The following is a 26,098-nucleotide window of genomic DNA, read 5'->3' as shown; positions in this document are numbered from 1 at the left end:
GTTAATGATGATGTTGTAATGCTGCGTGAGTATCTTCTGGTTGGTGCGAATCCGAATGAAATGAAGATGACGGAATGTGTGTGGTACTGGGCGCGGGGCCTGTGATGCGCTCCTGCAAGTATTGGAACAGGATATATAATACAGGGATAATCAACAAACCCAGCACCACGCCGGAAATCATGCCCCCCGCCGCACCAATGCTGATGGAGTGATTGCCTTTTGCAGACGGCCCGGTAGCTGTCATCATAGGAGTGAGGCCAACGATAAACGCCAGTGAAGTCATTAGGATGGGGCGAAGCCGAAGTTTTGCGGCTTCCAGGGCTGCGGATACGAGGGATTTGCCCATCCTTCGGCGCTGTACGGCAAACTCGACAATCAGGATGGCATTTTTGGCAAGTAAGCCGATAAGCATCACCAACGCCACTTGGACATAGATGTTGTTTTCAATATCAGCGAGGCCTATTGCGGCGAAGACCCCGAATACGCCGGTGGGAATGGAGAGGATGACCGCTAAAGGCAGCAGATAGCTTTCGTACTGTGCGGCCAACAGAAAATAGACAAATACGAGGCACATCAGGAAAATAACGGTCGATTGGCCGCCTGATGTAATTTCCTCTTTCGTGATGCCCGAGAACTCATGGGAGAATCCTTGTGGTAATGCCGTGGCAGCTACCTCATCTACCGCACGTATGGCATCGCCTGAACTGAATCCCGGTGCTGGTATGGCGTTAATACCCATGGAATTGAACAGGTTGTAACGCGATGCGGTCTCAGGACCGTATACACGCTGTAGTTCGACCAAGGTATTGATTGGGACCATGTCGCCAAGCTTGTTTTTCACGTAAACACCGTCCAAGGAAGTGGGGTCTGTCCGTTCGCTTTTCTCGGCCTGCATCATCACGCGATAGTATTTGCCGAACCGATTGAAGTCTGATGCCTGTGCACTACCGAAATAGGCTTGCATGGTTTGTAGGATATCCCGGGTACGGACACCCAATTGCTCGGCTTTCACGTCATCAACCAGCAATTCATACTGTGGGTAGTCAGCTTTGAACGCGGTGAAGGCCATCGCAATTTCCGGACGTTGCATGAGGTTTTGGATGAAGCCGCCCCCGATTTGATCAAACCTGTCCAGTTTTCCGCCTGTGCGATCTTGTAAAACCATATCGAGCCCATCGATGTTGCTGAACCCCGGCACGGTGGGGAAGGTGAATACAAAAAATGAAGCGCCCTTGATGGCTGCGAGGCGTTGGTTGACGACCGTCATAATCTCCTCGATATCTTTCACGTCGCCCCGATCTTCGTTCGGCTTCAACAAGATGAAGGCTACGCCTGCCGACGGGCTGGTGGCCTGGGTAAGGATGCTGAAGCCGGAGATAACGTTCAGTGTTTTGGTAAAAGCCATGGGCTGCAGGATTTGCTCAGCCTCTTGCAAGATGGCATTGGTACGATCAAGCGAGGCACCTGCAGGTAGGTCTACCGAAATGGCGATGAACCCCTGGTCTTCTGGCGGTATGAATCCCGTGGGGGTGCGCTGGATCATGACAACCGTGCCAATGACCAATGCAGCCAATGCGCCCAATGTCAGCCACCGGAAGCGGATAAGGAAGCGCAAGCTGCCGACATACCGATTGGTAAGCCTGCTGAATGCGGTGTTGAATCCAATGAAAAACTTGTCTTTGAAGGTTAGCCGCTTGCCGTGTTGTTCGTGGGCCGGTTGATGCTGCTTTAAGAACAATGCGCATAATGCTGGACTAAGCGTCAATGCGTTGATGGCCGACAGGACAATGGCAATAGCCAGGGTAAAGGCAAATTGCTGATAAAATAATCCGGTGGAACCTTCCATGAACCCTACAGGCAGGAATACTGCAGACATGACCAAGGTGATGGACACAATGGCTCCCGTGATTTCGCTCATGGCGGAGAGGGTGGCTGCTTTGGGATCAAGGCGCCGCCTTTCCATTTTGGCATGGACTGCTTCGACGACCACAATGGCATCATCCACGACGATACCAATAGCTAATACCAAGGCAAACAACGTGAGTAAATTAATGGAAAAGCCAAATAGCTGCATAAAAAAGAAAGTACCCAAAATCGCTACGGGCACCGCGATGGCGGGAATGAGCGTAGAACGGAAATCCTGTAGGAACAGGAAAACAACAAGGAACACGAGGATAAATGCCTCGATCAGTGTGTGTTTCACTTGACCAATTGATTGATCAAGGGCATCCTTGGTGTTGTACAATATCAGGTATTCCACACCTTTGGGAAATTGGGTTTTGGCTTTTTCCAAGAGCTCCTGCAACGCAATCTGAATTTCGTTGGCGTTGGATCCAGCCAACTGCATGATGCCGATGTTCAGACCTGTCTTGCCGTCGATCCGGGTAGCACTTGCATAAGTGTATGCGCCAAGTTCGATATTGGCGACATCTTTCAGCCGCAGCATCGACCCGTCAGCATTGGCGCGGATGATGATGTTTTCGTATTCTTCTGGCTGGTTGCGCTTGCCTTTATATTTGATGACAAACTCGAAGGACTCACGGCTGCTTTCGCCAAAACGCCCGGGAGCTGCTTCAATGTTCTTATCCTGTATAGCAGCCATGATTTCATTGGGCGTAATGTTGTAGGCCGACATTTTGCTCGGTTCGAGCCATACACGCATGGCGTAGTCCTTGTTTCCACCGAAGACGATGGCCTGTCCGACGCCCGGTATGCGTTTTATCTCCGGTATGATGTTGATCTGGGCGTAGTTGGTCAGGAAGGTCTGATCATACCGTTCTTCGTCCTCGGTATAGAGGTCGACCACCATGATAAGGCTGTTCTGCTGTTTTTGTGTGGTGATGCCCGCTTGTACGACTTCGGCCGGTAGCTGGCTGGTAGCCTGTGCTACGCGGTTTTGTACATTCACGGCGGCTTGATCGGGATTAGTGCCTAATTTGAAATAGACGGTAATGACCAGGGAACCATCATTGCTCGCCGTAGAGCTCATATAACTCATGCCTTCCACGCCATTGATGGATTCCTCAAGTGAGGGCGCCACAGCGCGAAGGACAGTTTCGGCATTGGCTCCGGGGTACAAGGCGGTAACCTGAACTGCCGGAGGAGCGATGTCGGGAAATTGCTGTAACGGCAGCCGTGTCAGCCCCAATATACCGAGGATGACCAGTAGGATAGAGACTACCGTAGAGAGTACGGGTCTTTCGATAAATTTCTTGAACATATGTGATTAGTTTTTTAATGCGGTTCGTCTAATGCTATCTGCAGTTACTTCCTGGGGAACGATGGTTTGGCCCTCTTGCAGATAATCCATTCCCTTGGATACGATTCTATCGCCGGCGGCCAACCCATCGTTTATTAGGTAGTTCGGGCCACTTTTTCCAATCACAGCTATCGGCTGTTTGACCACTTTATTGCTGTCGTCGACGGCATAGACGAAGATTTTATCTTGCAATTCGACGGTGGCCGATTGCGGTACCAGTAGTGCACTGTCATGGTGCATGCTTATCCTGATTTTTCCGGTATTGCCTGCTCGCAACAACCCATGTTCGTTGGGGAATGTCGCACGTAGCGTGATTGCCCCGGTATTCCGGTCGAATTGGCCATCTACCATGTCAATTTTGCCCATATCGGGATACTCACTGTTGTCTGAGAGTACAAGGGATACCGGAGGTACGTGGCTTAGCTTGTCTTCAAGCGAATTGCCTTCGAAACGGTTTCTGAATGCTACGAAATCACGCTCAGCGAGCGCAAAATAAACATGCAGCTCATGTACATCAGAAAGCTGTGTGAGCGCTTCAGCATCCGTGGGGCCTACCAGTGATCCGTGTTTTTTGAACAGCCGGCCGATGTACCCGCTGACGGGGGCTTTGATGGTAGTATAGTCGAGGTTAATCTGGGCCGTAGCAAGGTCGGCTTTTGCCTGCTCCAAGTTGGCAAGGGCTACTTTATGCGCGGCGACGGCCGTTTTCAACTGGAAGTCAGCCAAGAGTTTATTTTCCGTGAGTCGGCTCATCTTTTCCACTTCGAGTTGGGTATGCTCCGCGTTGGCTTCTGCGGCTTGGAGGCTGGCTTTGGCTTGATTCAGTTGTTCAATGTAGGGCTTGGCATCAATCTTGAATAAGAGCTGACCCTTTTCGACTTTGGCGCCTTCATCTACATAAACGTGCTCCAAGATGCCGGATACTTGGGGCCTGATTTCGACCGTAGACAGGCCCGTTATGGATGCGGGATACTCTTGGAAGGTGATTTGCCGTCCTGTCTGGATTTCGACTACGGGTATGGTTTGCTGCTCAGGGGCAGTGCCGGCCTCTGGGTCGCTGCTGCAGCCTAAGGCTAAAATAAGGGGTAAAAGTGATGCGGGATATTTCATAACGTAATTAAACTATTTAACAGTGTTAAGTAAAAATTAATAATAAATAATGGAAATTTATCCTGATGTGTTTTTAGCTGGTAAACACATGCGGTTACTTTGCATCGTAACCAAAGCTGTTTTACGGGTTATTTAACGGTGTTAAAGAATTTATTAATGTAAAACAATGTGCAAAAAAAATTAATCGGTCAGCGACCGTGTAATGCCGTAGATGGCGTCTTTGAGAATTTGCTGATTCAATAGCTGCTGCTCTTCTTCGTCTTCAAGCCCTATGTTGACCAAATTAATGGAAATCAAGCCGTGTATAACGGACCAGAAGGTGTAATATTTGCGGCATAACACATCCGTGCTGGGGGCTTTCTCCTTCATGATTTCATAAATAACTTCATTGACCAATTCGGAATGGGTTTTTGAACATTCGCAATTGGCTCCCACTTCACAGGCACGCATGCCCACCCCAAACATGAGTTGGTAGCGTTCTTTGTGCTCAAAGGCAAAATCCCAATAGGCCAACCACATGGCCTCTAACTGTTTCTCGGGTTGTTGCTGGTGCATTTTGGCTTCGCGCATCTTTTTAGCTAATTGACGATATCCTTGTGCCGATAGCTCCGAGAGGATAGCCTCTTTGCTGGGAAAATATTCGTAAATCATGGGTGCAGTATACTCGATGATATCAGCAATCTTGCGCATGCTCAGGGCTTGCCAGCCTTCTTCCTTTACAATCTGTAATGCAGCGTCCAGGATATTGATCCTATTTTCGTCTTTCAATCGCTGTATCCGTTCTTTGCTTCCCACTATCTTCCCTCGTTTAATTATTTAACAGTGTTAGGCAAAGGTAGAAGATATTTTTTAAACAAAGTGCCATCTTAATGTAATTAAGCATTTCCAAGATTATCGGCAGCAGATAAAGACTTCTTCGCGCATGACTTCTTGTTTGCTGGCGCTGGTAGTTTTATGCTCCCTGATGGCGGTATCCATGAGCCTGAATCCATTCGCTACGAGGAGCTCCTGCGCTTCTTCTGGGCTGTACAGGGCAAAGCCAAAAGCTGTGAAGGGAAGTTGTTCCATGAATGTCTTACTGGCGATGGCGAGACAGAAAACACCTTCCGGTTTCAGTATCCGCTTGATTTCCGCCAGTAGTATTGCCGGATTTTCCCAAAAGTAAAGCGTATTGACGGTAAACACCTGGGTAAATGTATGGTCTGGAAAAGGCAAATGCAGTCCATCTATTTGCAAGAAATCAGCTTGGCCCATGTCGATTAGGTGCTTGTTTATTTCGTGAGCCGTTTGAACCATCGTGGCCGAAATGTCTGCTCCGGTGTAATGAATATCCGGCCCTTTTGATAGGACGTATTCGGCAAACCGGCCATTACCCGGGCCGATTTCCAACACGTTTTCACGGCTTTTTAAGGCTAACTGATCAATGGCATACCGTGTCATATCGGCATTACTGATATTCATTTGTTCGGCGGTCTTGATGCCTGCTTCGCCTTCCGGCTTCGCCAGTTGTGCTGCTACCGCTTTGAAATCTATGGGTTCATTCATCGTGAAAGAATTATCGTTTATCTACGCTGTATTTGCCAGGTCCGATAAAAGCGAGGCCAAAAAACACAATGCCAATCTCAATAGCATGGGATGCGCCCATCAAGCCATCTCCTGCGCCCAAATGGCGTAAAGAAGCGATCAGCATCGTAAAAGCCAAAATAAGGGCGGTGGGCCTGGAAAGAAATCCGAGCAGGAAAAACAAGCCGCCCACGGTCTCCGCTAACGCTGCCAGTAAGCCCCAGACCACGGGTAAAAAGGTAATCCCGACTTCGCCCATTGCTCCGCCTATGCCTTCCCATCGCGCAGGACCACCGAGCAACTTAGGATAACCGTGCATAATGAACATTACGCCCAATCCGATACGGATAAGTAATAATCCGGTATTCTTGTACTTGCCTAACCAAGATAATGCTGCCATTTTTTATGATTTTATCTACTTATTATTCCGCGCAAATTGATTTATCTTTGCCACAGTTGCAAACAATAGGATTCATTTTTCTGTAAAATTGAATCCATCGCCCACTAAATAACTGAAATACATTGAGTAATATAGCTTTACCTTTCAAACGTTATACGATTACTTCGGCATTACCCTATGCCAATGGCCCGCTACACATCGGACACCTCGCTGGGGCTTATATCCCTGCCGATATTTACGTGCGTTTCTTGCGCCTTAATAATAAGGATGTTGTCTATGTCTGTGGTTCGGATGAACATGGCGCTGCCATCACCATCAAGGCCAAAAAGGAGGGAACCACACCGCAGGCTATCATTGATAAATATCATGCACAGATCAAGCTGAGTTTCGAACAATTCGGCATCTCGTTTGACATCTACCACCGTACATCGGAGAAGATACATCATGAGCTCTCCCAGGAGTTTTTCCTGAACCTCTATGAAAAGGGGGAGTTCATCGAGCAGGTGACGGAGCAGTATTATGATGAGGAATACCACCAGTTTTTGGCAGATCGCTACATCACGGGGACTTGCCCCAACTGTAAAAGCGAGGGGGCTTATGGTGACCAATGTGAAAAATGCGGCACTTCACTCAATCCCACTGATTTGATAAACCCGATCTCGACGCTTAGTGGTAAACCGCCGGTGCTCCGCGAGACCAGGCATTGGTATTTGCCGCTGGATAAATACCAGCCGTGGCTGGAAGAGTGGCTGTTGGAAGGGAAGAAAGAAGTGCTGAAGCCCAACGTTTACGGGCAATGCCGCTCGTGGCTGAAATCGGGCTTGCAACCTCGTTCCATGACGCGTGATTTGGATTGGGGAGTAGACGTGCCATTGGAAGAAGCTAAAGGAAAAAAATTGTATGTATGGTTGGATGCGCCGATAGGGTATATCTCGGCCACCAAGCAATGGGCGCTGGATACCGGAAATGACTGGGAGAAATATTGGAAAAAGCAGATCAATCCTGCGGATGATGCATGTTTGATCCACTTCATCGGTAAGGACAATATCGTGTTCCATTGTATTACTTTTCCCAGCATTCTCCACGCACATGGCGAATATATATTGCCGGAAAACGTACCGGCCAATGAGTTTCTCAACCTCGAAGGGGACAAGCTCTCAACTTCGCGCAATCACGCGGTATGGTTACATGAGTACCTGGATGAATTTCCCGGTAAGCAGGATGAATTGCGATATGTGCTGACGTCTATCTTGCCGGAGACATCAGACAGTGAATTTACATGGAAAGATTTTCAAGCACGGGTGAACAACGAACTGGTGGCTATCTTTGGCAACTTCATAAACCGCGTGCTGGTACTATCTCACAAATATTTTGGTGGTAAGGTTATGGAAACCAGTCAATTGACCGATACTGATCGTTTTATTTTTTCAGAGCTTGAGCGTTATCCCAAGCATATCGCGGGCTCGGTTACCCAATTCCGATTCCGTGAAGCTTTGGCACAATTCATGAATGTGGCCCGTCTCGGCAATAAGTACTTGGCGGATTCCGAACCCTGGAAACTCGTCAAAACAGACGAAGAACGGGTGAAGTCCGTTCTGAATGTAAGCTTGCAAATTGCGGCTAATCTGGCTATCATGGCCCGACCATTCTTGCCCCATACGGCGCAACGCATGTTTGCTATGCTTAATTTTGAAGCGGCTGGTTGGCAGCAAGCCGGTCGCCATGATTTGTTGCCTGCCGGCCACCAGTTAGGGGAAGCCCAATTGTTGTTCGAAAAAATTACCGATGAACAAGTAGATGCCCAACTTGCGAAACTTTCCAAGGCAAAGGAAACCAATGCACGAGCAGCCAAAACGGTTCCCGAAGCAAAACCTAATATCAGCTTTGAAGAGTTTGTCCGGATGGATATCCGTGTAGGGAAAATTCTTGCTGCTGAAAAAGTAGCAAAAACCAAGAAATTGCTGAAGCTGACCATTGATACGGGTATCGATCGGCGTACCGTGGTATCCGGTATTGCTGAATTTTTTGCGCCCGAAGAGGTTGTCGGCAAACAGGTGGCTATCTTGGTAAATTTAGAACCTCGGGAAATCAAAGGTATTGTATCGCAGGGCATGATTCTGATGGCAGAGGACAAAGACGGACGCCTGGATTTCGTGGTACCGCAAACCGAAGTGCAGTCCGGCAGCACTATCCGATAGCTCTCTTTATCGCAACAAGGCAATGGCTTCCTTTGCCGCTTTGACATCATGCACGCGCAGTAGTTGCACCCCTTTCATCAGGAGCACGGTGTTGAGCACGGTGGTGCCGTTTAACGCGTCCGCAGCTGTAATGTTGAGTTTCTTATAGATCATTGATTTACGTGAGAGCGCACCAAGGATAGGCAAGCCATGTACATGTAATTCATCAAGCCGTTGGAGCAGTTCATAATTCTGCCCCAATGTTTTTGCGAAACCGAAGCCGGGGTCAAGGATGATGTCTTTGACACCCAATTGGCGCAAGGCGGCTACCTGGCGGCCAAAGAATACACTCACATCCTGCACGACATCTTCATAGTCCGTTAGCTGCTGCATAGTATTTGGCATGCCGCGCATATGCATGAGGATATAGGGTACTTGCAATTCGGCTATGGTGCCAAACATACTGTCATCCAATGTCCCACCGGAAATGTCGTTGATTATATGCGCCCCGGCGGCGATGCTGGCCCGAACTACGCTGGCGCGGAAGGTGTCTATCGATAGTATCGCGTCTGGAAATCTATCCGTGATGGCTGCAATGATGGGAACCAAACGTGCCGCTTCTTCTTCTGCGCTCACATCGGCCGCACCCGGGCGGGATGAATAGGCACCAATATCCAACATATCGGCACCTTCAACCAATAGCCTTTCTGCATGATGCAGAGCGGTGTCTACGGTATTATGCTGTCCACCATCGTAAAAGGAGTCTGGTGTCACATTCAGGATGCCCATCACTTTTGGCGACGAAAGATCGATCAGCCAGCCCCTGGCGTTCATCTTATTGAACGACCACTACACCGTCAGCGATGATGTTGATATCTACCTTGGGTTGGGTTATTTTGGCTATTTCCGCCGCATTTTTGCCAGCATCTCCGGCAAAGTGCTGTTGCTGGGCCACAGATACTTCCTTTACCTTGGCCTGTCCCTCAAGCACTACGGTTTTGCCGATGATGTCCTGCGGCATGAAAAAACCGTAATCCTTGAAACGTACGAGGATGGGATCACCTTCTCCCTCACGCTCCACACGGATGAAACAACCTTTCTTCTTGCATACTTCCACAACCTTGCCTTCCACTTTGCCTGTATAGGTAGAATCAACGGCCAATTTCGCTGCTAATGCATGTACATCAATAGCGCCGTCCTTGCTAATGGCCTTTCCGTATTGCACACCCGGTTGGGCGGAAGGGATTGCCTCTTGTGCCTGTGATACCGTAATCAGGCATACGATGGCTGCGAATAGTGTTGTCAATCTTTTCATAAAACTACTGTTTTAGCTGTTTCAAACTTAGATAAAGTTGCCTTGATATGCAAATTTTTAGAAGGCTATCACGCTGGTCATAAACCGAACATTACATAAAAAAGCCCGGAAGCTGCTTAAAAGCATCCTCCGGGCTTTCTTTGTGCCTGACAATAATACTAATCATCAACCGGCATCGCTTAGCTTAACATCCCTCGATATTAGAGATTTGATCTTTATAAGGTTCAATTAGCGAACAATTAATTCCTTCAAGACCTCGTAGGTCCAAATCGGCGCCACCGGCTTCCTCTGCGCCTGGCGTACTATCCAATAATGCACCTTCAGCCATCAGTTCGGCCAATACCGAAATGTCGGTTACTCCGGTACCCCGCATGTTGATGCGGTACAATCCCGTAAATGCCCGGATAGTTGCCATACCTTCATTGCCGAAAGGTACGTCGCGCAGAATAATTTCCTTCATGCCGGTATTTCCCGCCAACGGGCTGATATCGGTAATAGTGGTTACTGTATTCGCATTGAAATAGGTCAATGATGTATAATCAGCAATGGGCGACAGATCAGCTACTTCAGTATTGTTCATCCGCAAATAGGTGATGTTTTCCAAATCCTTAATGGGAGTAAGATCGGTCACCGCTGTATATCCAAAATGAAGATAGGTCAAATTTGTCGCGTATTCTAATCCGGTCAGATCAGCTATCTCGCTCAACTCGCCTGTGACATCGGTCTCCGCATCCAAATTCAATTCTTCAAGTTCCAGCATGTCTTCCACGGTGATATCCGCATCAGCTTCCAATCCCAATTGCAACCTGATCTGCGTAGCCAAAGCCGCATCTGGTATCTCCACAACCTCTGGTACCTCTTCTTCTGGAGTTACATCATCATCATCACTGCAGCCGTTCAGTTGAGCGGTAGTGACCAACATCGTTGCAAAGCACAACAAAAAGAATAGTCGTTTTTTCATGAGTTAGTTTTTAAATTAAAATTCGATATTAGTTTTTAAGAAGATAGTTATACAAGATTGGCCAGGCGTCAAAGTTAGCTTGTTCGCTTAATGTGAAATAGTTGTTTTCCGCATCGAAGCATACCGCTTCGCCTTGCGGTTCACCGCTGTAAGGTGCCTTCACCGGTGTCCTGGCAAGCAATTGTACCATGGTTTCATTAGCGCTCCGCTCCCAGTAGAAGATATCCTGCCTGTTCTTGATGAGTACACGCAGTCCATCCTTCGAACAAGTCGCTGCGGAAGCTTCCCGGAATGAAAATTCGCCAGCTTTGTAACACGTACTGGATCCATCCGTCTGCTGCGGATAGGGTAAAACATATAACATAGAAACGCGATCGCGTTTGGTGGTTAAAAATATGTCCTTCGTAAACGGATCCACAAACATAGCCTCTGTATCATGGCTTCCGTCGGGATAATTAAATTGTATACGATCGACAGCAATCGTTGAAATACGGACCAACTGTCCCTGATGAGACGCTTCGAAAAGTGGTTCTTCAAACCGGTAGATGCTATAATTCGTTCGCCGTTCGTCATTGTCGCCAGTGTCTGAGATGTACAAATACGATTTGCCTTCATCAGGCCCCACGGCGACTTCCACGTCTTCCCAATCCAGGTTGGCCGTGCCGTTTACTTGGTACCTTGCTGCGATTTCGCCGTTATGCTCGTCCAACAAAAACAAGATATTCGGATTTCCCGAATCATTATGCGCCCATATTTTCCCGGGATTGCGTACGCTGTAGGCTATTCCTGAAGCCTCGCTCATCGATACGCTGCCTTTTGGCAATGGTAGCGACTCATACCGGTCTGTATAGGGCATTCCAAACGTGTTGTAACTTGTCACGAATGGTATATGATTGCCCCAGTCATATCCCTGAGTGTCTTCCATGCCGTCTGCTTGCGGTGCATCTTTTGAACAAGATGACAACAAGACAAAAGCAACTATACAGTGGAGAATCCGTTCCATTAACAACTTTTAGAAAACCCACTAACGAGTGAATAATTGGCTCGAAAAGGAGAACAACTATTCACTCGTATGGGATATCGTGTCAAACAATCGACAACATTAGCAGCTTATTAATTTGTCCCAAAAGCTCCGAAAAATTCACTTGGTGCAGGAGGGGTGAATGTCAACTGACCATCTAACGATACATAATTTTCGTGTACCGGTCCGAAATCGGTAAAGCCTCCGGTAAGCGCAGGTGAGCCAGCACTCAGGTGGAAATCGGCCCCGTCAGGAATCGGTTCGATGTTGCTACGCAGTGGATCGGTAGCAATCGAACCATTTCCGCTAAATACGAATGTAGAAGGGTCAAAGTTGACGAATTCAGGATCGTTTTCACCGGGTCCTCCTACGATGTCCGTAGTGGGGATTGGTGCGCGGGGGTCGTTGCCGATTAAGCCTACAGAAGCTGTAGCATCAGTAGGATATACTTCATCCAATATGCTTTGGACAGCACCATAGTACCAGTTATAACCGTAGCCAATTTCTTCAACCCTTGGCTCATCTTCGCCGGAAACGAAACGAAGACCGAAGCGATTATTTACCAACAGATTGTTGTATACTTTGCCGTATGCATCAGACTCGTAGTTCAGACCAGCGCCCCGACCTGGCTCTGCGCGCCGGTAGCCGGAATTGATGATAGTGTTGTTGTAAAAATTGGTTTCCAGTGCGCCGGAAACGCCGGGTCCTGTGTCCGCAGACTTCAAACCGTTGGTTGCTAAGTTGTAGAAGAAATTGTAAGCAAAGTCACCACTTGACCCTGCCTTGATGTTCACCGCGTCTCCGCCAGTGCCGCCGGTCACCTCAAACCGGTTGTAGGTGAACAGGATCGTTCCGCCGTTGATCCGGATGGCATCATCTGGAGTAAACGCAATGTGGGAATGTGTCAGTACGAAAATACCATCTTGGCGTTGGCCGTCTTCCCGTACATAATACAGTGCGTAGCTGGCATCACCGGCGCTCAGCTCGCCACCACCGCCGGTAGCTGCTTGTGCCATCGCATTCTCTTCGCGAACTGTACCGCCAGCATGCAGGATGTCCGCATATTGGATGACGAGATCACCGGCCGTGTTTGTGCCAATGATGCCTCCCCATAGTTGACCAATGCCCTGATTCTTGCTGGAAGCGAGCAGCTCTTCAGAAGGAGTAAGTACAACACGGTCGTTTTCCTCACCGAGGATATACAATGAGCCGAATACTTCCAAAAACCAAGCTTCGCCATTAGGGCCTTCCTGAAATTCCAGTGTTACGCCTGCAGGGATCGTAACGCTTGCCCCTTCCGGAACAAAAATATCACCGACGACGTCATACGATTCGCCCGCCTGGAAACTTACTTCGGTCAGATCTCCCGAGATCCCGTCGACAACCTCCTCTTCTTCTTCCTCTTCGGGCGGATCAGAGGGGCCATCATTATTCTTGCTGCATGCAGCCACCAAAACGGCAGCTGAAAGGAAAAATACGAACAAACGTTGTGTCCGGTTTAAATACTGTTTAATCATGTTATTCCGCGTTTATGTTTATAAATAATTGTTTGCAAAAAAATTGCTATAGCGTATAGCGAACGCCCAGCCGGTAAGACTGACCGTAGCTATCCCGGCGCACATCTGCGCGATTATAGGGGTCTTCTTGGTAGGGATAAGGATCCGTAGGCACCGCCAATGGCTTTTCAACGAAAAGCTCGTAAGGCGTATTCAGCAGATTGTTCGCCTTGACGAAAACCACAAAACGCTTGAATCCTTTCTCGATAGAAAGATCCAGTTGTGTCATAGGCCGCATCAGGTGGTCTGCTCCAAGGAATGGCGAGACGACAGCAATGCGCTCTCCGGTATAGTTCAACACCAGTTGCGCGTCCAATGCACGTTTCTGATCTTTAAATAGCAAGCTTACGTTTCCGATATGTGCCGACTGTCCTTGAAGGGGCCGGGTTTGACTAACCAATGAAGCTGTCCGGTTTTCATAGACGAATTTGTTAGCCGTAATCCGTGAGTTGGTGTACGTGTAATTGAGGCGAACACCGAATTTATTGAAATATTTGGTGGCATCCAGTTCAACACCGAAATTGGTTGCGTTTTCAAAATTCTGCGGCAGGATGCGGTTTAGCGAAGGTTGCTCAGTTTCGTTGCTCGCTTGGCGAAAGCCATACTCGATTGGGTCGATTAGCCGCTTGTAAAACACACCCACAAGCAATTGATCAATAGCCGACGGAAAGTACTCGTACCGCAGGTCTGCGCTATGGCCGATCGTTGGCCGCAGATCGGCATTTCCCATTTCGCTGTAGAAGGAGTCTCCACCACCAGCCTGGCGCACTGTAGGAACGATCTCATAAAATCCCGGTCGGCTGATGCCCTTAAAATAAGTCGCTTTCAGGTTTGTTCTCGTGTTCAACAAATATTTAACACTCAACGATGGAAAGAAATCCAGGTAGTTCTGTTCCTGTTCCAATTCGATATCGTTTGAAGAGGCGGCCTGAGCATTGATCGCATAGCCCTGGATGGTTTGTTCTGCGCGGAGCCCTACTTGTATTTCCGTACGATCCAGCGCCCATGACGTGTTGATGTATCCCGCGTAGATATCTTCGTATGCATCGTATACAAGGTTGCTCCGATCCCCGCTACCCAACGGGTTTGCCATGGTTCCAAATTCAACGTCGCCGAAATCATCCCAGTCGACCCCGCGATACTGGCCGAATATCTGAGAATAGTTGTAAAAATTGAAATAATTGTCGCGTTCTTTATTACGTATGACGCCACCAATCTGGAATGTAGTTTTGTCGTTGATGATCTCCGGTTTATAGGTCAAGTTGAGATAAAGCGACAAGTCATTGTCCTGATTGCGTTCCCATGTCCGCGAATTCCGGGTTCCCTGAAAATACACAATTTCATTTGTTACCTCGCGTGTTTCGAGATTTAGCTGCCCTGCACGGGCAAACACGGCATCATCAGGCCGATCGTTTTCTGCCAAGGAATAAATTGCCGACCAATCAAACCGCAACTTTTCGGTGAAATCGTGGTTTCCCCGCAAATCCAACGTCGTGATATCTTGGTAGATATTGCTCGTACGCGTGAGGGGATAGACCGAATTTGTCGTTGTCGACACAAAGTTCTCCTGCCGTAACTGATCCCGCACCCGAAATTCATTCAACAAATACTTGCCCGCGTAAAAGCTAAATCCATGCCGGTCATTGAGATGATAGTCCAATTTACCGTGGAAAGCAATGCGCTGGAGTTGCGAACTGATATTGCGTTCAATCAATTCCCGCATCAGCAACGGATTTCCTTCGCGGGTACCGTCTACCGCCGGATCGTAGAAATAATTGGTCACCGGCCGGTAGGAATTCTGAAAACTCCCGCCAAGCATTATACCCAGCTTGTCTTTCACGAAGCGGTCGCCATAGGTCACGTTAGCAAAGATATCAGGCAATGCTTGTTTATTATCCAGAATCAGGTTTTCGACCGGAAAATCATCAGGTGTTGCCCGATAGGTATCGCCGTGGATTTCCTTTGGAGACAAACGATTTACACCGGATCGGTCGTATGTCATAAAATCTTGGTCAAAATTGGCCTGGTTATAACCCACCTGAATGTCTGCGTCCAGCAGGAAGGTCGCGGGCGCTGATTTCATCACCATGTTTACGGTACCACCGATGGCATCTGCTTCCATGTTTGCGGTTAACGACTTATACACTTCCAACCGTTCCAGAAAAACCGCCGGAAAGATATCCAGTGGCACAAACCGATTCTCGTTGTCCGGGGAAGGAATCTTGATACCATTTACCAAGGTATTGTTGTATCGCTTATCCATCCCGCGCACAATGGCGTATTGGGGGTCGCCACTGGCATTTCGTTCGATGGAGAGACCAGATACCCGTTGGATCACGTTGGCTACCGTAATATCGGGAGACAACTGGATTTGCTTCGCCGAAATCACATTCATTACCGTGGGTGATAACCTCTCCAGCGAACGGGCATGCGCGTCAGTACCGCGCCCCTCTCCCAAAATCATTACCTCATCCAGCATGCTTTGATCGGCATTCAGCGCGATGTCGAGTTCCACACCCACGGAACCCGCAGCGATTTCTACGCGATCGGTTGCAGACTCATAGCCCACGTACGCTACGGTTACCACATAAGTGCCGTCGGGCACATCATTGAAAACAAACCTGCCGTTCAATCCGGAAGCGGTTTCGAATAGCATACCGCCACCTGTTGCGCCACGGAGACTCACACGGGCGCCCACCAATAGCTCACCATTGGCTGAATCACTGATACGACCCGATATGTTGCCGGCGAAGGCTGTGGAAGCTGTAAATAGTAGGCAGAAAAAAGCGATTAGATTAGTACATGTTATTTTCAAGCTGACTCCTTTTTGCAACAAAAATGGCGTATATCCATTAATTTAATATTGCTTAAATAATACATGAATATTAAATTTAGGTGCATATGTTTGTTACGAAAAGTGCTATAGCGATTTATAGCTATAGCCTTCGAGGTTGAAGCTATAGGGAATACACCCAATGTTTCAGTGGTGTATGTATTTGGTTTTTAAGTCTTTCGTTATTTCCGGATGAATGAAAATTTCCCCCCGGGTTCAAGTTTCATGACGATGGAAGCCATGCCCTCATGTGGATCATCCTGGCCAAATTCGACGACATAATCTACACTATCGCGGATTTCCTGGGATACCTCCGAAAAATTCCGGGGAGCAGACTGTCCGCTCAAGTTGGCTGAAGTTGATACGATGGGTTTGCGGAAGCGCTGGAGCAACGGTGTGCAAAAAGGATGCTGTTGCACCACGCGTATCCCAATGCTGCCATCTTCAGCAAGTAGATTGGGCGCCAAATTTTTGGCGCCCGAGTAGACGATGGTTAGCGGTCGCTCTGTATATTCGATGAGTTGGTAGGCCATTTCAGGCACTTCCTGTACATACCCCGGCAACCGGTTTTCGCTATCGAGCAGGACAATCAGGCTCTTTCCCTTATCCCGCCCTTTTAATTGGTACACCCGTTCTATCGCCTCAGGGTTAGTTGCGTCACACCCAATGCCCCATATGGTATCGGTGGGATATAGGATAAGCCCGCCCGCACGTAGCGTGTCAAGAGCCTTGGTGATAATTGACGGGTGTGCATGGTGATCCATGTGTATTATTTTTTAACCGGTTGGCGTTATACAGCGACGTTATGCTCCCGCAAGGCGTCATTGAGCGATGTTTTCTTATCGGTCGAATCTTTACGTTTGCCAATAATCAATGCACAAGGCACTTGGTATTCGCCGGCAGCAAACCGCTTGGTATACGACCCCGGTATAACTACCGAACGAGCGGGTACCCTGCCTTTGTATTCAATCGGATCCGGTCCACTGACGTCGATAATTTTGGTCGATGCGGTCAACACGACATTGGCACCGAGCACGGCTTCCGTCTCTACATGTACGCCTTCTACCACAATGGCGCGGGAGCCTACAAACACATTGTCTTCAATAATGACCGGTGCGGCCTGTACAGGCTCCAAGACGCCTCCGATACCTACGCCACCGCTGAGGTGCACGTGCTTGCCAATCTGCGCGCATGAGCCTACCGTGGCCCAGGTATCCACCATCGTACCTTCATCTACATAAGCACCGATGTTGACGTAGGAAGGCATCATAATCACGCCTTTGGCTAGGTAAGCCCCATAGCGCGCAATCCCATGGGGTACAACACGGACCCCCAGCTCCTTATAGTTGGTCTTCAGTCTCATTTTGTCATGGAATACGAAAGGCCCGGTTTCTATCACTTCCATTTGGCGGATAGGAAAATAGAGAATGACGGCTTTTTTTATCCAATCGTTTACATGCCAGCGTGAGCCGATGGGTTCTGCGACACGCAGTTCACCGAGATCCAATTTTTGTATGACTGTCTCAATGGCCTCCTGGTATTCCTTATATTCCAAAAACTGCCTGTTTTCCCAGGCATTCTCTACGAGCTTCTGCAATTCTTTAATCATATCGATGGTGTAATAAAGATTTTATAGCCGCAAAGAAAACAAATTCTTTCGACTTCCGCTTGCTTGTTTGCCGCTTTTGCAGTTTTTCAGGGTGCTGGCGAATGCCACGCTTTTTCGCTAAGTTTGCCACTATGGCTAATGAGGGCGAAAAACTACGTATAGACAAATACTTGTGGGCTATCCGGATATTTAAAACACGGAGCCTCGCAACCGAGGCGTGCAAGGCTGGACGGGTGAAACTCAATGGACAGAACGTGAAACCTTCTGCCATCGTGAAGGTGGGCGATACCTATCATATCCAAAAAGGCATTGAACGGAAAGTGGTGAAAGTGACCGGGCTATTGGATAAGCGGGTAGATGCCAAGACCGCAGTCAGCTTTTATGAAGATCATACACCGGTAGAAGAGACCTATGGCTATAAGACCATGCATCATGCCCCATTACTTAAGCGGGATAGGGGTACCGGACGTCCCACCAAAAAAGAACGTCGGGAGATTGACGGGCTGAAAAGTGATTGGTGGGATGAAACAGACTAAGGCCTGCTGAACTTCTGTCCTTCGATGTTCACCAATGCCGCTGCAAGCGGATACGTGATGCTGGTGGTTGTATCATTACCGATGAAACGGGTGGGCAAAACCAACCCGCCACCGATATCCTTGAATCCACTGATAACAAAATAATTGGAAACCTGGCTCGGCCTCCATCGTTGGGCTTGCCCCGTTTGGGAATCGACGTACAATTGCCCATCAACAGCACCTTCAAAGCTCGTTTTACGGTTTTTGATATTGACAACGGTAAAACGTTGGGCACCGACCAGTTTTTCCTCAGCTACCGTATAGGTGGCATTATCGCCTTCCAACGCAGTCGGCAAGAATAGCAGATAAGCATCTTTTTCAAATTCGATAGCTATTTCTTTAACAATGTCTGCTGTGGTCCGTGGATTGTCCAGCTTTGTACCATTGAGGTATACCGTACCTGACGTTGTTTTGATGTTGAACAAGACAATGAGGTTTTCATCATCGGTAGTCAACCCCTCAAACCGACAATTTCCGGTTTGTTTATCCCACAAATATTTACGTTCGCCCTGAATGGCCGACTGATTGTCGCCACCAATACAGCTAAACATAAAATACCGGGCATTTAACCAGTTTTCTTTTCCCCCTATGGCCTCCCATAGCTTATTGGCAACATCGTCAACAGCGGTGATCTGCCCCCTCACGACCGTCGCGAAGCTCAATAAAGCAACGAATAGGCTTAGTTTGAATTTAATAATATAGTGCATCACCTCTCCATTTTATTCCTCAACCAGCTAAAACACTTTAGCTATATCGAAAGCGTAAAAGTACGAATGATCGCGATTACCTAACCCGTTTTGTTTTTGGATAAGTACTATAGGCCGGACAGGTCTGTTTTGAGCAGGACTGCATCACAAATGAAACCGACATAATAAGCAGGATACCGATGATGAATGTCCTTTTCATATGAACTTTTTTCAGTGAATATACAAACTTATTTTACATTGGCGCTCAATGCCGCCATTTGAATTGCTGTAACCGCTGCTTCCTCCCCTTTGTTACCATGTTTCCCGCCGGCTCTATCCATTGCCTGTTGGAGGTTGTCAGTAGTTAAAACGCCAAAAATTACGGGTTTATTGTATTTTAATGCGACGTGTGTAATTCCGTGGGCAACAGCGCTGCAGATATAGTCAAAATGTTTAGTTTCTCCTTGGATGACACATCCCAAGCATATGATGGCGTCCAACTGGCTGTTCCGAAGCAAGATATCGGCCCCGCTGGTCAGCTCATAGCTTCCGGGTACCTGTACAACGGTGATATGCTCCTCCTGTGCTCCGTGCTTTTGTAGGGAGTCATAAGCGCCCGCCAACAAACGACCGGTCACCTCCGAATTCCATTGCGATACGACAATACCGAATCGGTATGATGTGGCCGAGACCACCTCCATGTGTGAAAAATCCGATAAACTTTTATTGCGACTTGCCATGTTTAGTCAAAACAAAGGCTGCATTTTTGCAGCCAACGTAGTTGGAGCGTATAGCGGTATTATAACCGCGCTTCCGCCCGTGCAATATAGCCTTCTATGGATGTAGCCTCTTGGCTTTCTGGATAATCCGACTGTATCCGTTTGTAAGCTTCAACCGCTTGCTTGAAGTCGTTTTGTGCTTCATATACCAAGCCCAATTTTTTAAGCAATAGGGGTGAAGTGAACGTGTTTGAATTTTTTTCTGCCGCCTTCTTGTAGTAAGAAGCAGCTTTATTATAATCCTTGAGTTCGGAGTAGGCATCCCCAAGCAGGCCGATAACCAAGGGATCCAATACGGTGCTGCCTGTATTACTGTATTTTTCCAGGGCATTAATAGCTTCCTGGTATTTACCTTGGCGTAGGTATAACCCTCCTAAATAAGCGTTTGCGATATTAGCCGATTTGGTATTTTCATATTCGTCTGCAATCTCCTTGAAGCCAGGATATGAGCCATCACCATCTATCGCACGTTGTTGCAAGGAATCGATGGTAGCGTATGCTTCCGCTTTGAAAAGTTGATCTGCGGCTGTTTCTGCCCGTGGTGCCAGATAGAAGCGTTGATAGCCAATATAGAGCAGGATTAGCACGACTATTCCACCAATAATGAATACCAGACTCTTTTGGTTTTCAAGAATGAAGCTTCCGGTTCTTTTCGTTGGAGCCGTGGCTACCGTTTTATGTTTTTGATTACTTGACATTTCTGTTTTTAAATTCGGATTGCAAAAATACACTTTTACAATTTATATCCAAGGTTTTTTTACAACACCTTCTTATACATCAATGCCTCTTCTTCGCTTTTCATCCAACTCTTCGTATATGGAATTGTTGCTCTTAAATTCAGGCACCAATTCTTTCATTTTTAACACGATTTCCCGCTCATTTTGAACTTTGGTGATTCGGATAAGGTTGTCTATTTCTTGGTCTACCCAGCCAAAATCATAGTTCCTTACCTTGGCGATCATGATTTTCTGATGATGTGTAGGCAACGTGTTTTCCAAATCATTCAGTAACTCTTCGTATAATTTCTCTCCGGGTCTTAGTCCCGAGTATTCGATATTAATATCTTTGTTTGGCACGAGGCCAGACAGTTTGATCATTTTATGCGCTAATTCGACAATCTTCACCGAACTACCCATGTCGAAAACATAGATTTCGCCACCGTCTCCCATAGATCCTGCTTCTAAGACCAACTGGCATGCCTCCGGTATTGTCATGAAATAGCGGGTAATTTCGGGGTGAGTGACGGTCACAGGGCCTCCCTTCTCGATTTGGGCCTTGAAACGCGGTATCACCGAACCGTTGGATCCCAATACGTTGCCAAACCTTGTAGTGATGAAACGGGTGTATGGGAAATCATTATTACCATACGGTATCTGTTTTGACAAATGATTGAAGTAGGTTTGCACGTAGATCTCAGCGATACGCTTTGAAGCGCCCATTACATTGGTGGGATTTACTGCTTTGTCTGTTGAAATCATGACAAATTTTTCCACCCTATATGCTACGGCCAACCGTGCGATAAGCCGTGTTCCCATTACGTTGGTTCGTACGGCCTCCACGGGATGATTTTCCATCATCGGCACATGTTTATAGGCCGCCGCGTGGTATACATAGTGCGGTTTGAATGTTCGGAATAAAGCCTCCATGCGATCGGCATCCCGGATATCCCCGATGAACGCATGGTATACCTGGTTTTTCTGTAAATCTTCCAGCTCCAACTGCAACTCATGTAAAGGCGTTTCGGCCTGGTCATTCAGGATGATCATTTGTGGGGAGTATTTACCCAATTGCCGGGCGATTTCGCTGCCGATTGATCCTGCGGCCCCGGTGACCAGTATGCGTTTGCCATTGAGCTGCTGACCGATGGACTGATTGTCGATTTTTATGGGTTCGCGCTCCAGCAAATCCTCAATCCGCATCTTTTGTATTTGATTGGGAGCCACTTCACCATTAATCAGGCGATGCACGGGCGGCATTGTCAGGACTTTGATGTTTTGTTCCAAACAACGGTCTACGATGGCCGTTTTTTTTGCTACCGGGATGTTGTGGGATGAAATGATCAGCTCATCTACCTTGCCTTGTATGATCAGCTGTTCAAAATAATCAGTATGATAGATGCGTACTCCGTCAATGATTTTTCCTACCTTCTGTATGTTATCATCAATGAAACCGATGACAACGTTATTGGCATTATGGTCATGATCCAAAGCACGTTTGGCAGCAATTCCTACATCACCGGCTCCATAGATAACCGTATGCTTACGGCTAGCCTTCATGTTTTTGATGTATAAGAAGAATAACTTTACCGTAGAACGATACGTGATCAGCAATAAGAAATTCATCAAACCATAAGCAACAAGCAAACTATTGGATAATAACGGTGGATGGTTTAAGGCAATGAGAATGGTATTCAGCAAAAAAACGGTAACGATGCATAAGGATACCGATGACAAAATCCGTACAGAGTCCAGTGCGCTGGTATAGCGTACAATGCCGGCATACATCCTCAATCTATAGAAAACTACTGTACTGACGCCCAATACAACCAATAACCTGCGGCTAAAATCAGCGGAGTTGATGGTTTCGTAGTTAAAACTGTTGAGCAAAAGGGATGCAAAAAACAATGCAAAAGCACTGCAGCACAAATCGAGCGTGAAAATAATCCAACGGGGAACGATGCTAAATCTATCAAACATCCAAACTGATTTAAGGCGGCAAATGGATACTCTAATACCGTAAATGCGGTTCAAATATACTTATTTTATCCAACCAAACAAGTGTTGTGGTATTTTAAATTCTTCTTAACAAGCACCTTTGGAAATCGAATTAATCCGTTAGTTTACAATTTGCCCAATTTTTATTAAAACTTTGATTATTTTCGCATGTTGAACCCAAAATTTTGTGGATAAAGTGAGTGCATCATGAGTGAGCTATCGAAATTGGCCCGTCAGGCATTGTTGCAGCCGCAGGAAGCGATGCTCGAAACAGCAAAAAAGAAAAACAGCCTTTATATAGGGATTCCCAAGGAAATCAGTTTTCAAGAAAATCGTGTGCCGTTGACCCCGCTTTCTGTGGCGTTGCTGATTGAGAATGGTCATGAGGTTGTACTGGAGAGCGGTGCTGGCGACGCGGCGAATTTCCTGGATCATCATTATAGCGAACAAGGAGCACACATCGTACACAACAAGGAGGAGGTATACAAGGCAGATATCATCATCAAGATTGCGCCACCGACCTTGGAAGAGATCGACTTAATGCACAACGGCCAAGTGCTGCTTTCGTCCCAACAGCCTTCGCTAATGACCCTGGATCATCTTCAAGCCCTGATGAAAAAGAAGGTAACCGCATTGTCTTATGAATACCTGAGGGATGAAGGGAATACGCTTACCGTGGTGCGGGCCATGAGCGAGATTGTGGGGGCTACATCAGTGCTTATCGCGGCTGAGTACCTGAGCAATGTATTTGACGGCAAAGGATTGATGTTAGGCGGGATTACAGGGGTTCCCCCAACGGAAATGGTCATCCTGGGCGCGGGTACGGTGGGTGAATTTGCTGCACGGACAGCGATAGCATTAGGTGCGCAGGTGAAGGTATTCGACAGCTCGGTGTATCGCTTGCGGCGCTTGCAAAATAATGTGGGAAGCCGGGTATTTACATCGGTCATCCAACCCATTGTATTGCGCAAGGCAGTCATTGGCTGCGATGTGGTCATTGGGGCTATCCGGGCCAACAATGGCCGCAGCCCCTGTATTATCAGTGAAGAAACCGTTTCAAAGATGAAACCCAACTCGGTATTGATAGACGTAAGCATCGATCAGGGCGGATGCTTCGAGACTTCCGAAATCACCAATCATGAGCAGCCGGTATTCCGGAAATATGACGTCATCCATTATTGTGTGCCTAATATCGCTTCGCGGGTGGCACGTACGGCTACTTATGCGCTGACCAACATTTTTACGCCAATTTTGCTGGATATCGGCGAGATGGGAGGCATTATGAACCTGATTTGGGCCAAGCCGGGTATCCGCAATGCCATCTACCTCTACCAGGGGTATCTGACCAATAAAGATATTGCCAACAAATTCAACCTTACGCCCAAGGATTTGGATTTGCTGGTCGTTTCTAACCATTAATGATAAAATCGTTAATTTATGCAATGTTTCACAATGATGTTATGCTGCGGGATGCTAATTGTCGGAACGCTGGCCAATGGCCAGACCACCATAAACCTTTATGACGGTGACGTGCCGAACAGCAAATCTTTCCCGCTGGAAGAAACTTCAGCTACCGATGATAATGGGATAACCCGCGTTACGGGAGTAACATTACCCACATTGACGGCTTATCTCCCGGCAGCAGGCGTCGCCAATACCGGTAAGGCGGTCATCATTTGCCCTGGCGGTGGATACAGCATCCTGGCAATTGGCCATGAGGGGCACGATGTAGCAAAACAGCTCGCTACAAACGGCATTGCCGCTTTTGTATTGAAGTACCGGCTGCCGAAGGACGAAATCATGGAGGATAAACGCATCGGTCCGTTACAGGATGCGCAGCGGGCGATACAGCTGGTGAGGGAAAGGGCCGGTGAGTGGGGGATAGCAAGAGATAAAATTGGCATCGCAGGGTTTTCGGCAGGCGGGCATTTGGCTTCCACGTTGTCAACCCATTATGCAGCAGCATTGATTGATAATCCGAAAGGGACATCCCTGCGTCCGGATTTTTCGTTATTGCTTTACCCTGTCATCAGCATGCAAGAAGGAATGACCCATGGTGGTTCGCGTACCAATTTGTTGGGCAGCAATCCCAATCCGGAAGACATCAATCATTTTTCAAACGAATTGCAAGTGACCGCTGATACACCCCCGGCCTTTTTGGTGCATGCCGAAGACGATACTGTGGTACCTATCGCCAACAGTCAAGTGTATATTGAAGCCTTGCAAAAGCACGGAACAGACGCGGAGCTCATCACCTATCCGGCTGGTGGGCATGGGTTTGGCTTGAACAACAAGACCACCGCAGATAAGTGGTTTGATCATTTTTTGGTATGGCTTGGCGGCCTTTGACCGCCGCCCCACCATTGCAGACCGGCGCAAAGTAACCTAAAACGATACATTCACCGAACCACTGCCCGTGCTGGCTGTCAGTGCCACGCCTCCTCCATTCACTTGTCCCCTTAATTCATCTTTTTTCTGGCTTCCTGAAAAATTACGAAGGTTTTTTGTATTCACACGACTGCCACGCAAATCGACATCATAACCACCATTTGTGGGGAGCTCCACATTGATGCTGCCGGCACCGGTTTTGAGGCTAATGGGGCCGGACGTCTTCACCAGCGATGCCGAGATGCTGCCTCCTCCGGTATTGACATCCAGTTCGCAGGCCAAATCCGTTAATTGGATACTGCCGCCACCGGTATTGGAAGTTAATGTTCCGGCGAGTTGGGTGCCTTTAATGGAACCACCGCCGGTACGGATGTCGATGGTGCCGGAAAGATTCTCGAGATCGAACGAGCCGCCACCAGTGACGATTTTAAGCGTGCCTTCACAATCTGTAGCGGCGATGCTGCCCCCGCCGGTCTCGCCATCAATGATGCCCTTGATGCCGCTAAACTGAAGGCTCCCGCCTCCGGTCTTGAATGATTGTGTGCCTGCTAACCGTTCGAGTTTGATGGAACCACCGCCGGTATGGAGCTTGGTGTCTGCCTTCTCGGGCACCACGATATTGAAGGATACCGATAAGGATTGATTTCCCCTTAAACCGTTTTTGCGCTTGGCGTACGCCTTGAGTGTGCCGTTTTGTACAGCAAGTTCAAAATCGTATTCTTTTTTGAACCGCGCGGTGAGTTCTTCCGGCGAGCGCTCACCGGCGCGGTTATTGGCACGGAGGAACACCTCTACGGAAGCCTCGTTCGTGGCGCTCCCACTGATGGTGATTTGGCCGCCTCCTGTCACTACATCTACCTGCCTGATGCTGTTGGCCGGAAATTTCTCTGTGGTAAACAGCACTTGATCCTGTTGTGCCCAGCTATTGGTCAGTAGCAGGATAAAAAATCCTAAAGTAAGTGAACGTTTATACATTTTTTGATTTTTTTAGTACGAATCAGCTGGGAGCTGGTTAGTCGCGGGGAGCGCTACCAGCTATCCAGTGATTCACAAACACACATAATATTTTAAGTAATCCATTTTTCCGTTTATTGGGACGCACCTGCTGCTCAATCGTTCCAGTCGTACTAAGGACGCGATGGACTCAAAAAC

At 47.8% G+C, this 26,098-nt stretch carries 22 protein-coding genes; 4 read left to right on the top strand and 18 right to left on the bottom strand.

The genetic code is table 11. The features are described 5' to 3' along the window. Window position 1: 1 nt before the first annotated feature. The 5 genes from BMW65_RS01415 to BMW65_RS01395 form a co-directional block, all read right to left on the bottom strand. Complete coding sequence (locus BMW65_RS01415) at window positions 2-3,220, bottom strand: efflux RND transporter permease subunit (RefSeq protein ID WP_090602188.1); 3,219 nt, start codon at window positions 3,218-3,220, stop codon at window positions 2-4. A gap of 6 nt (window positions 3,221-3,226) precedes the next feature. Beyond that, entirely contained in the window at window positions 3,227-4,369 is a 1,143-nt protein-coding gene (locus BMW65_RS01410; RefSeq protein WP_090602186.1) for an efflux RND transporter periplasmic adaptor subunit, read from the bottom strand. 180 nt (window positions 4,370-4,549) lie between these two features. Continuing rightward, window positions 4,550-5,164: a TetR/AcrR family transcriptional regulator gene (locus BMW65_RS01405; protein ID WP_090602185.1), complete on the bottom strand. Its 615-nt coding sequence runs from the start codon at window positions 5,162-5,164 to the stop codon at window positions 4,550-4,552. Between the two features lie 96 nt (window positions 5,165-5,260). Beyond that, window positions 5,261-5,914, bottom strand: a complete 654-nt coding sequence (locus BMW65_RS01400; RefSeq protein WP_090602184.1) for a class I SAM-dependent methyltransferase — start codon at window positions 5,912-5,914, stop codon at window positions 5,261-5,263. 10 nt (window positions 5,915-5,924) lie between these two features. After that, the gene (locus BMW65_RS01395; protein ID WP_090602182.1) at window positions 5,925-6,332 is read right to left on the bottom strand and encodes a DoxX family protein; all 408 of its coding nucleotides are present in this window, start codon (window positions 6,330-6,332) and stop codon (window positions 5,925-5,927) included. 122 nt (window positions 6,333-6,454) lie between these two features. On the opposite strand from BMW65_RS01395, the gene metG reads away from it, so the two are divergent. Further along, entirely contained in the window at window positions 6,455-8,530 is a 2,076-nt protein-coding gene (gene metG, locus BMW65_RS01390) for a methionine--tRNA ligase (protein WP_262497292.1), read from the top strand. Window positions 8,531-8,536: 6 nt separating this feature from the next. Here metG and folP read toward each other — a convergent pair whose 3' ends face one another. From folP to BMW65_RS01350, 8 genes are all read right to left on the bottom strand, one after another. Continuing rightward, window positions 8,537-9,343: a dihydropteroate synthase gene (gene folP / locus BMW65_RS01385; RefSeq protein ID WP_090602181.1), complete on the bottom strand. Its 807-nt coding sequence runs from the start codon at window positions 9,341-9,343 to the stop codon at window positions 8,537-8,539. Window position 9,344: 1 nt separating this feature from the next. Further along, window positions 9,345-9,824 (bottom strand): DUF4920 domain-containing protein, encoded by a 480-nt coding sequence (locus BMW65_RS01380; protein WP_090602179.1) that lies wholly within the window; start codon window positions 9,822-9,824, stop codon window positions 9,345-9,347. Window positions 9,825-10,008: 184 nt separating this feature from the next. After that, window positions 10,009-10,785, bottom strand: coding sequence for a leucine-rich repeat domain-containing protein (locus BMW65_RS01375; RefSeq protein ID WP_143053761.1), 777 nt, complete (start codon window positions 10,783-10,785; stop codon window positions 10,009-10,011). Between the two features lie 28 nt (window positions 10,786-10,813). Beyond that, window positions 10,814-11,788 (bottom strand): hypothetical protein, encoded by a 975-nt coding sequence (locus BMW65_RS01370; protein WP_143053760.1) that lies wholly within the window; start codon window positions 11,786-11,788, stop codon window positions 10,814-10,816. A 110-nt stretch (window positions 11,789-11,898) separates the two neighbouring features. Then, complete coding sequence (locus BMW65_RS01365) at window positions 11,899-13,323, bottom strand: hypothetical protein (RefSeq protein WP_090602174.1); 1,425 nt, start codon at window positions 13,321-13,323, stop codon at window positions 11,899-11,901. Window positions 13,324-13,369: 46 nt separating this feature from the next. Next, window positions 13,370-16,177 carry a TonB-dependent receptor gene (locus BMW65_RS01360; protein ID WP_143053759.1) on the bottom strand — a complete coding sequence of 936 codons (2,808 nt, stop codon included), beginning with the start codon at window positions 16,175-16,177 and terminating at the stop codon, window positions 13,370-13,372. A gap of 200 nt (window positions 16,178-16,377) precedes the next feature. Continuing rightward, window positions 16,378-16,959, bottom strand: a complete 582-nt coding sequence (locus tag BMW65_RS01355) for an L-threonylcarbamoyladenylate synthase (protein WP_090602171.1) — start codon at window positions 16,957-16,959, stop codon at window positions 16,378-16,380. A gap of 26 nt (window positions 16,960-16,985) precedes the next feature. Continuing rightward, window positions 16,986-17,804, bottom strand: a complete 819-nt coding sequence (locus BMW65_RS01350; protein WP_090602170.1) for a 2,3,4,5-tetrahydropyridine-2,6-dicarboxylate N-succinyltransferase — start codon at window positions 17,802-17,804, stop codon at window positions 16,986-16,988. Window positions 17,805-17,935: 131 nt separating this feature from the next. On the opposite strand from BMW65_RS01350, the gene BMW65_RS01345 reads away from it, so the two are divergent. Next, window positions 17,936-18,340, top strand: coding sequence for an RNA-binding S4 domain-containing protein (locus BMW65_RS01345; protein WP_090602168.1), 405 nt, complete (start codon window positions 17,936-17,938; stop codon window positions 18,338-18,340). Here the strand turns inward: BMW65_RS01345 and BMW65_RS01340 are convergent. From BMW65_RS01340 to BMW65_RS01325, 4 genes are all read right to left on the bottom strand, one after another. Beyond that, on the bottom strand, window positions 18,337-19,086 hold the full coding sequence (locus tag BMW65_RS01340; RefSeq protein ID WP_090602167.1) for a hypothetical protein: 750 nt from the start codon (window positions 19,084-19,086) through the stop codon (window positions 18,337-18,339). The two genes, BMW65_RS01345 and BMW65_RS01340, sit on opposite strands and share 4 nt — an antisense overlap. Window positions 19,087-19,313: 227 nt before the next feature. Beyond that, on the bottom strand, window positions 19,314-19,805 hold the full coding sequence (gene ribH, locus BMW65_RS01335) for a 6,7-dimethyl-8-ribityllumazine synthase (protein WP_090602165.1): 492 nt from the start codon (window positions 19,803-19,805) through the stop codon (window positions 19,314-19,316). 59 nt (window positions 19,806-19,864) lie between these two features. Continuing rightward, window positions 19,865-20,542: a tetratricopeptide repeat protein gene (locus BMW65_RS01330; RefSeq protein WP_090602164.1), complete on the bottom strand. Its 678-nt coding sequence runs from the start codon at window positions 20,540-20,542 to the stop codon at window positions 19,865-19,867. A 72-nt stretch (window positions 20,543-20,614) separates the two neighbouring features. Then, window positions 20,615-22,540 (bottom strand): polysaccharide biosynthesis protein, encoded by a 1,926-nt coding sequence (locus BMW65_RS01325; protein WP_090602162.1) that lies wholly within the window; start codon window positions 22,538-22,540, stop codon window positions 20,615-20,617. A gap of 225 nt (window positions 22,541-22,765) precedes the next feature. Here BMW65_RS01325 and BMW65_RS01320 point away from each other — a divergent pair, with 225 nt between their 5' ends. Together BMW65_RS01320 and BMW65_RS01315 are read left to right on the top strand one after the other, a co-directional pair. Continuing rightward, the gene (locus BMW65_RS01320; RefSeq protein WP_090602161.1) at window positions 22,766-23,977 is read left to right on the top strand and encodes an alanine dehydrogenase; all 1,212 of its coding nucleotides are present in this window, start codon (window positions 22,766-22,768) and stop codon (window positions 23,975-23,977) included. Window positions 23,978-24,028: 51 nt separating this feature from the next. Further along, window positions 24,029-24,907, top strand: coding sequence for an alpha/beta hydrolase (locus BMW65_RS01315; protein ID WP_245747446.1), 879 nt, complete (start codon window positions 24,029-24,031; stop codon window positions 24,905-24,907). Between the two features lie 36 nt (window positions 24,908-24,943). On the opposite strand, the gene BMW65_RS01310 is transcribed toward BMW65_RS01315, so the two are convergent. Next, complete coding sequence (locus tag BMW65_RS01310; protein WP_090602157.1) at window positions 24,944-25,921, bottom strand: DUF4097 family beta strand repeat-containing protein; 978 nt, start codon at window positions 25,919-25,921, stop codon at window positions 24,944-24,946. Between the last annotated feature and the right edge of the window lie 177 nt (window positions 25,922-26,098).

Source organism: Parapedobacter koreensis, assembly GCF_900109365.1.
GTDB classification, from domain to species: Bacteria; Bacteroidota; Bacteroidia; order Sphingobacteriales; family Sphingobacteriaceae; genus Parapedobacter; species Parapedobacter koreensis.
The sequence above is the reverse complement of the archived record's forward strand: the minus strand, read 5'-3'. Positions and strand labels throughout refer to the sequence as shown.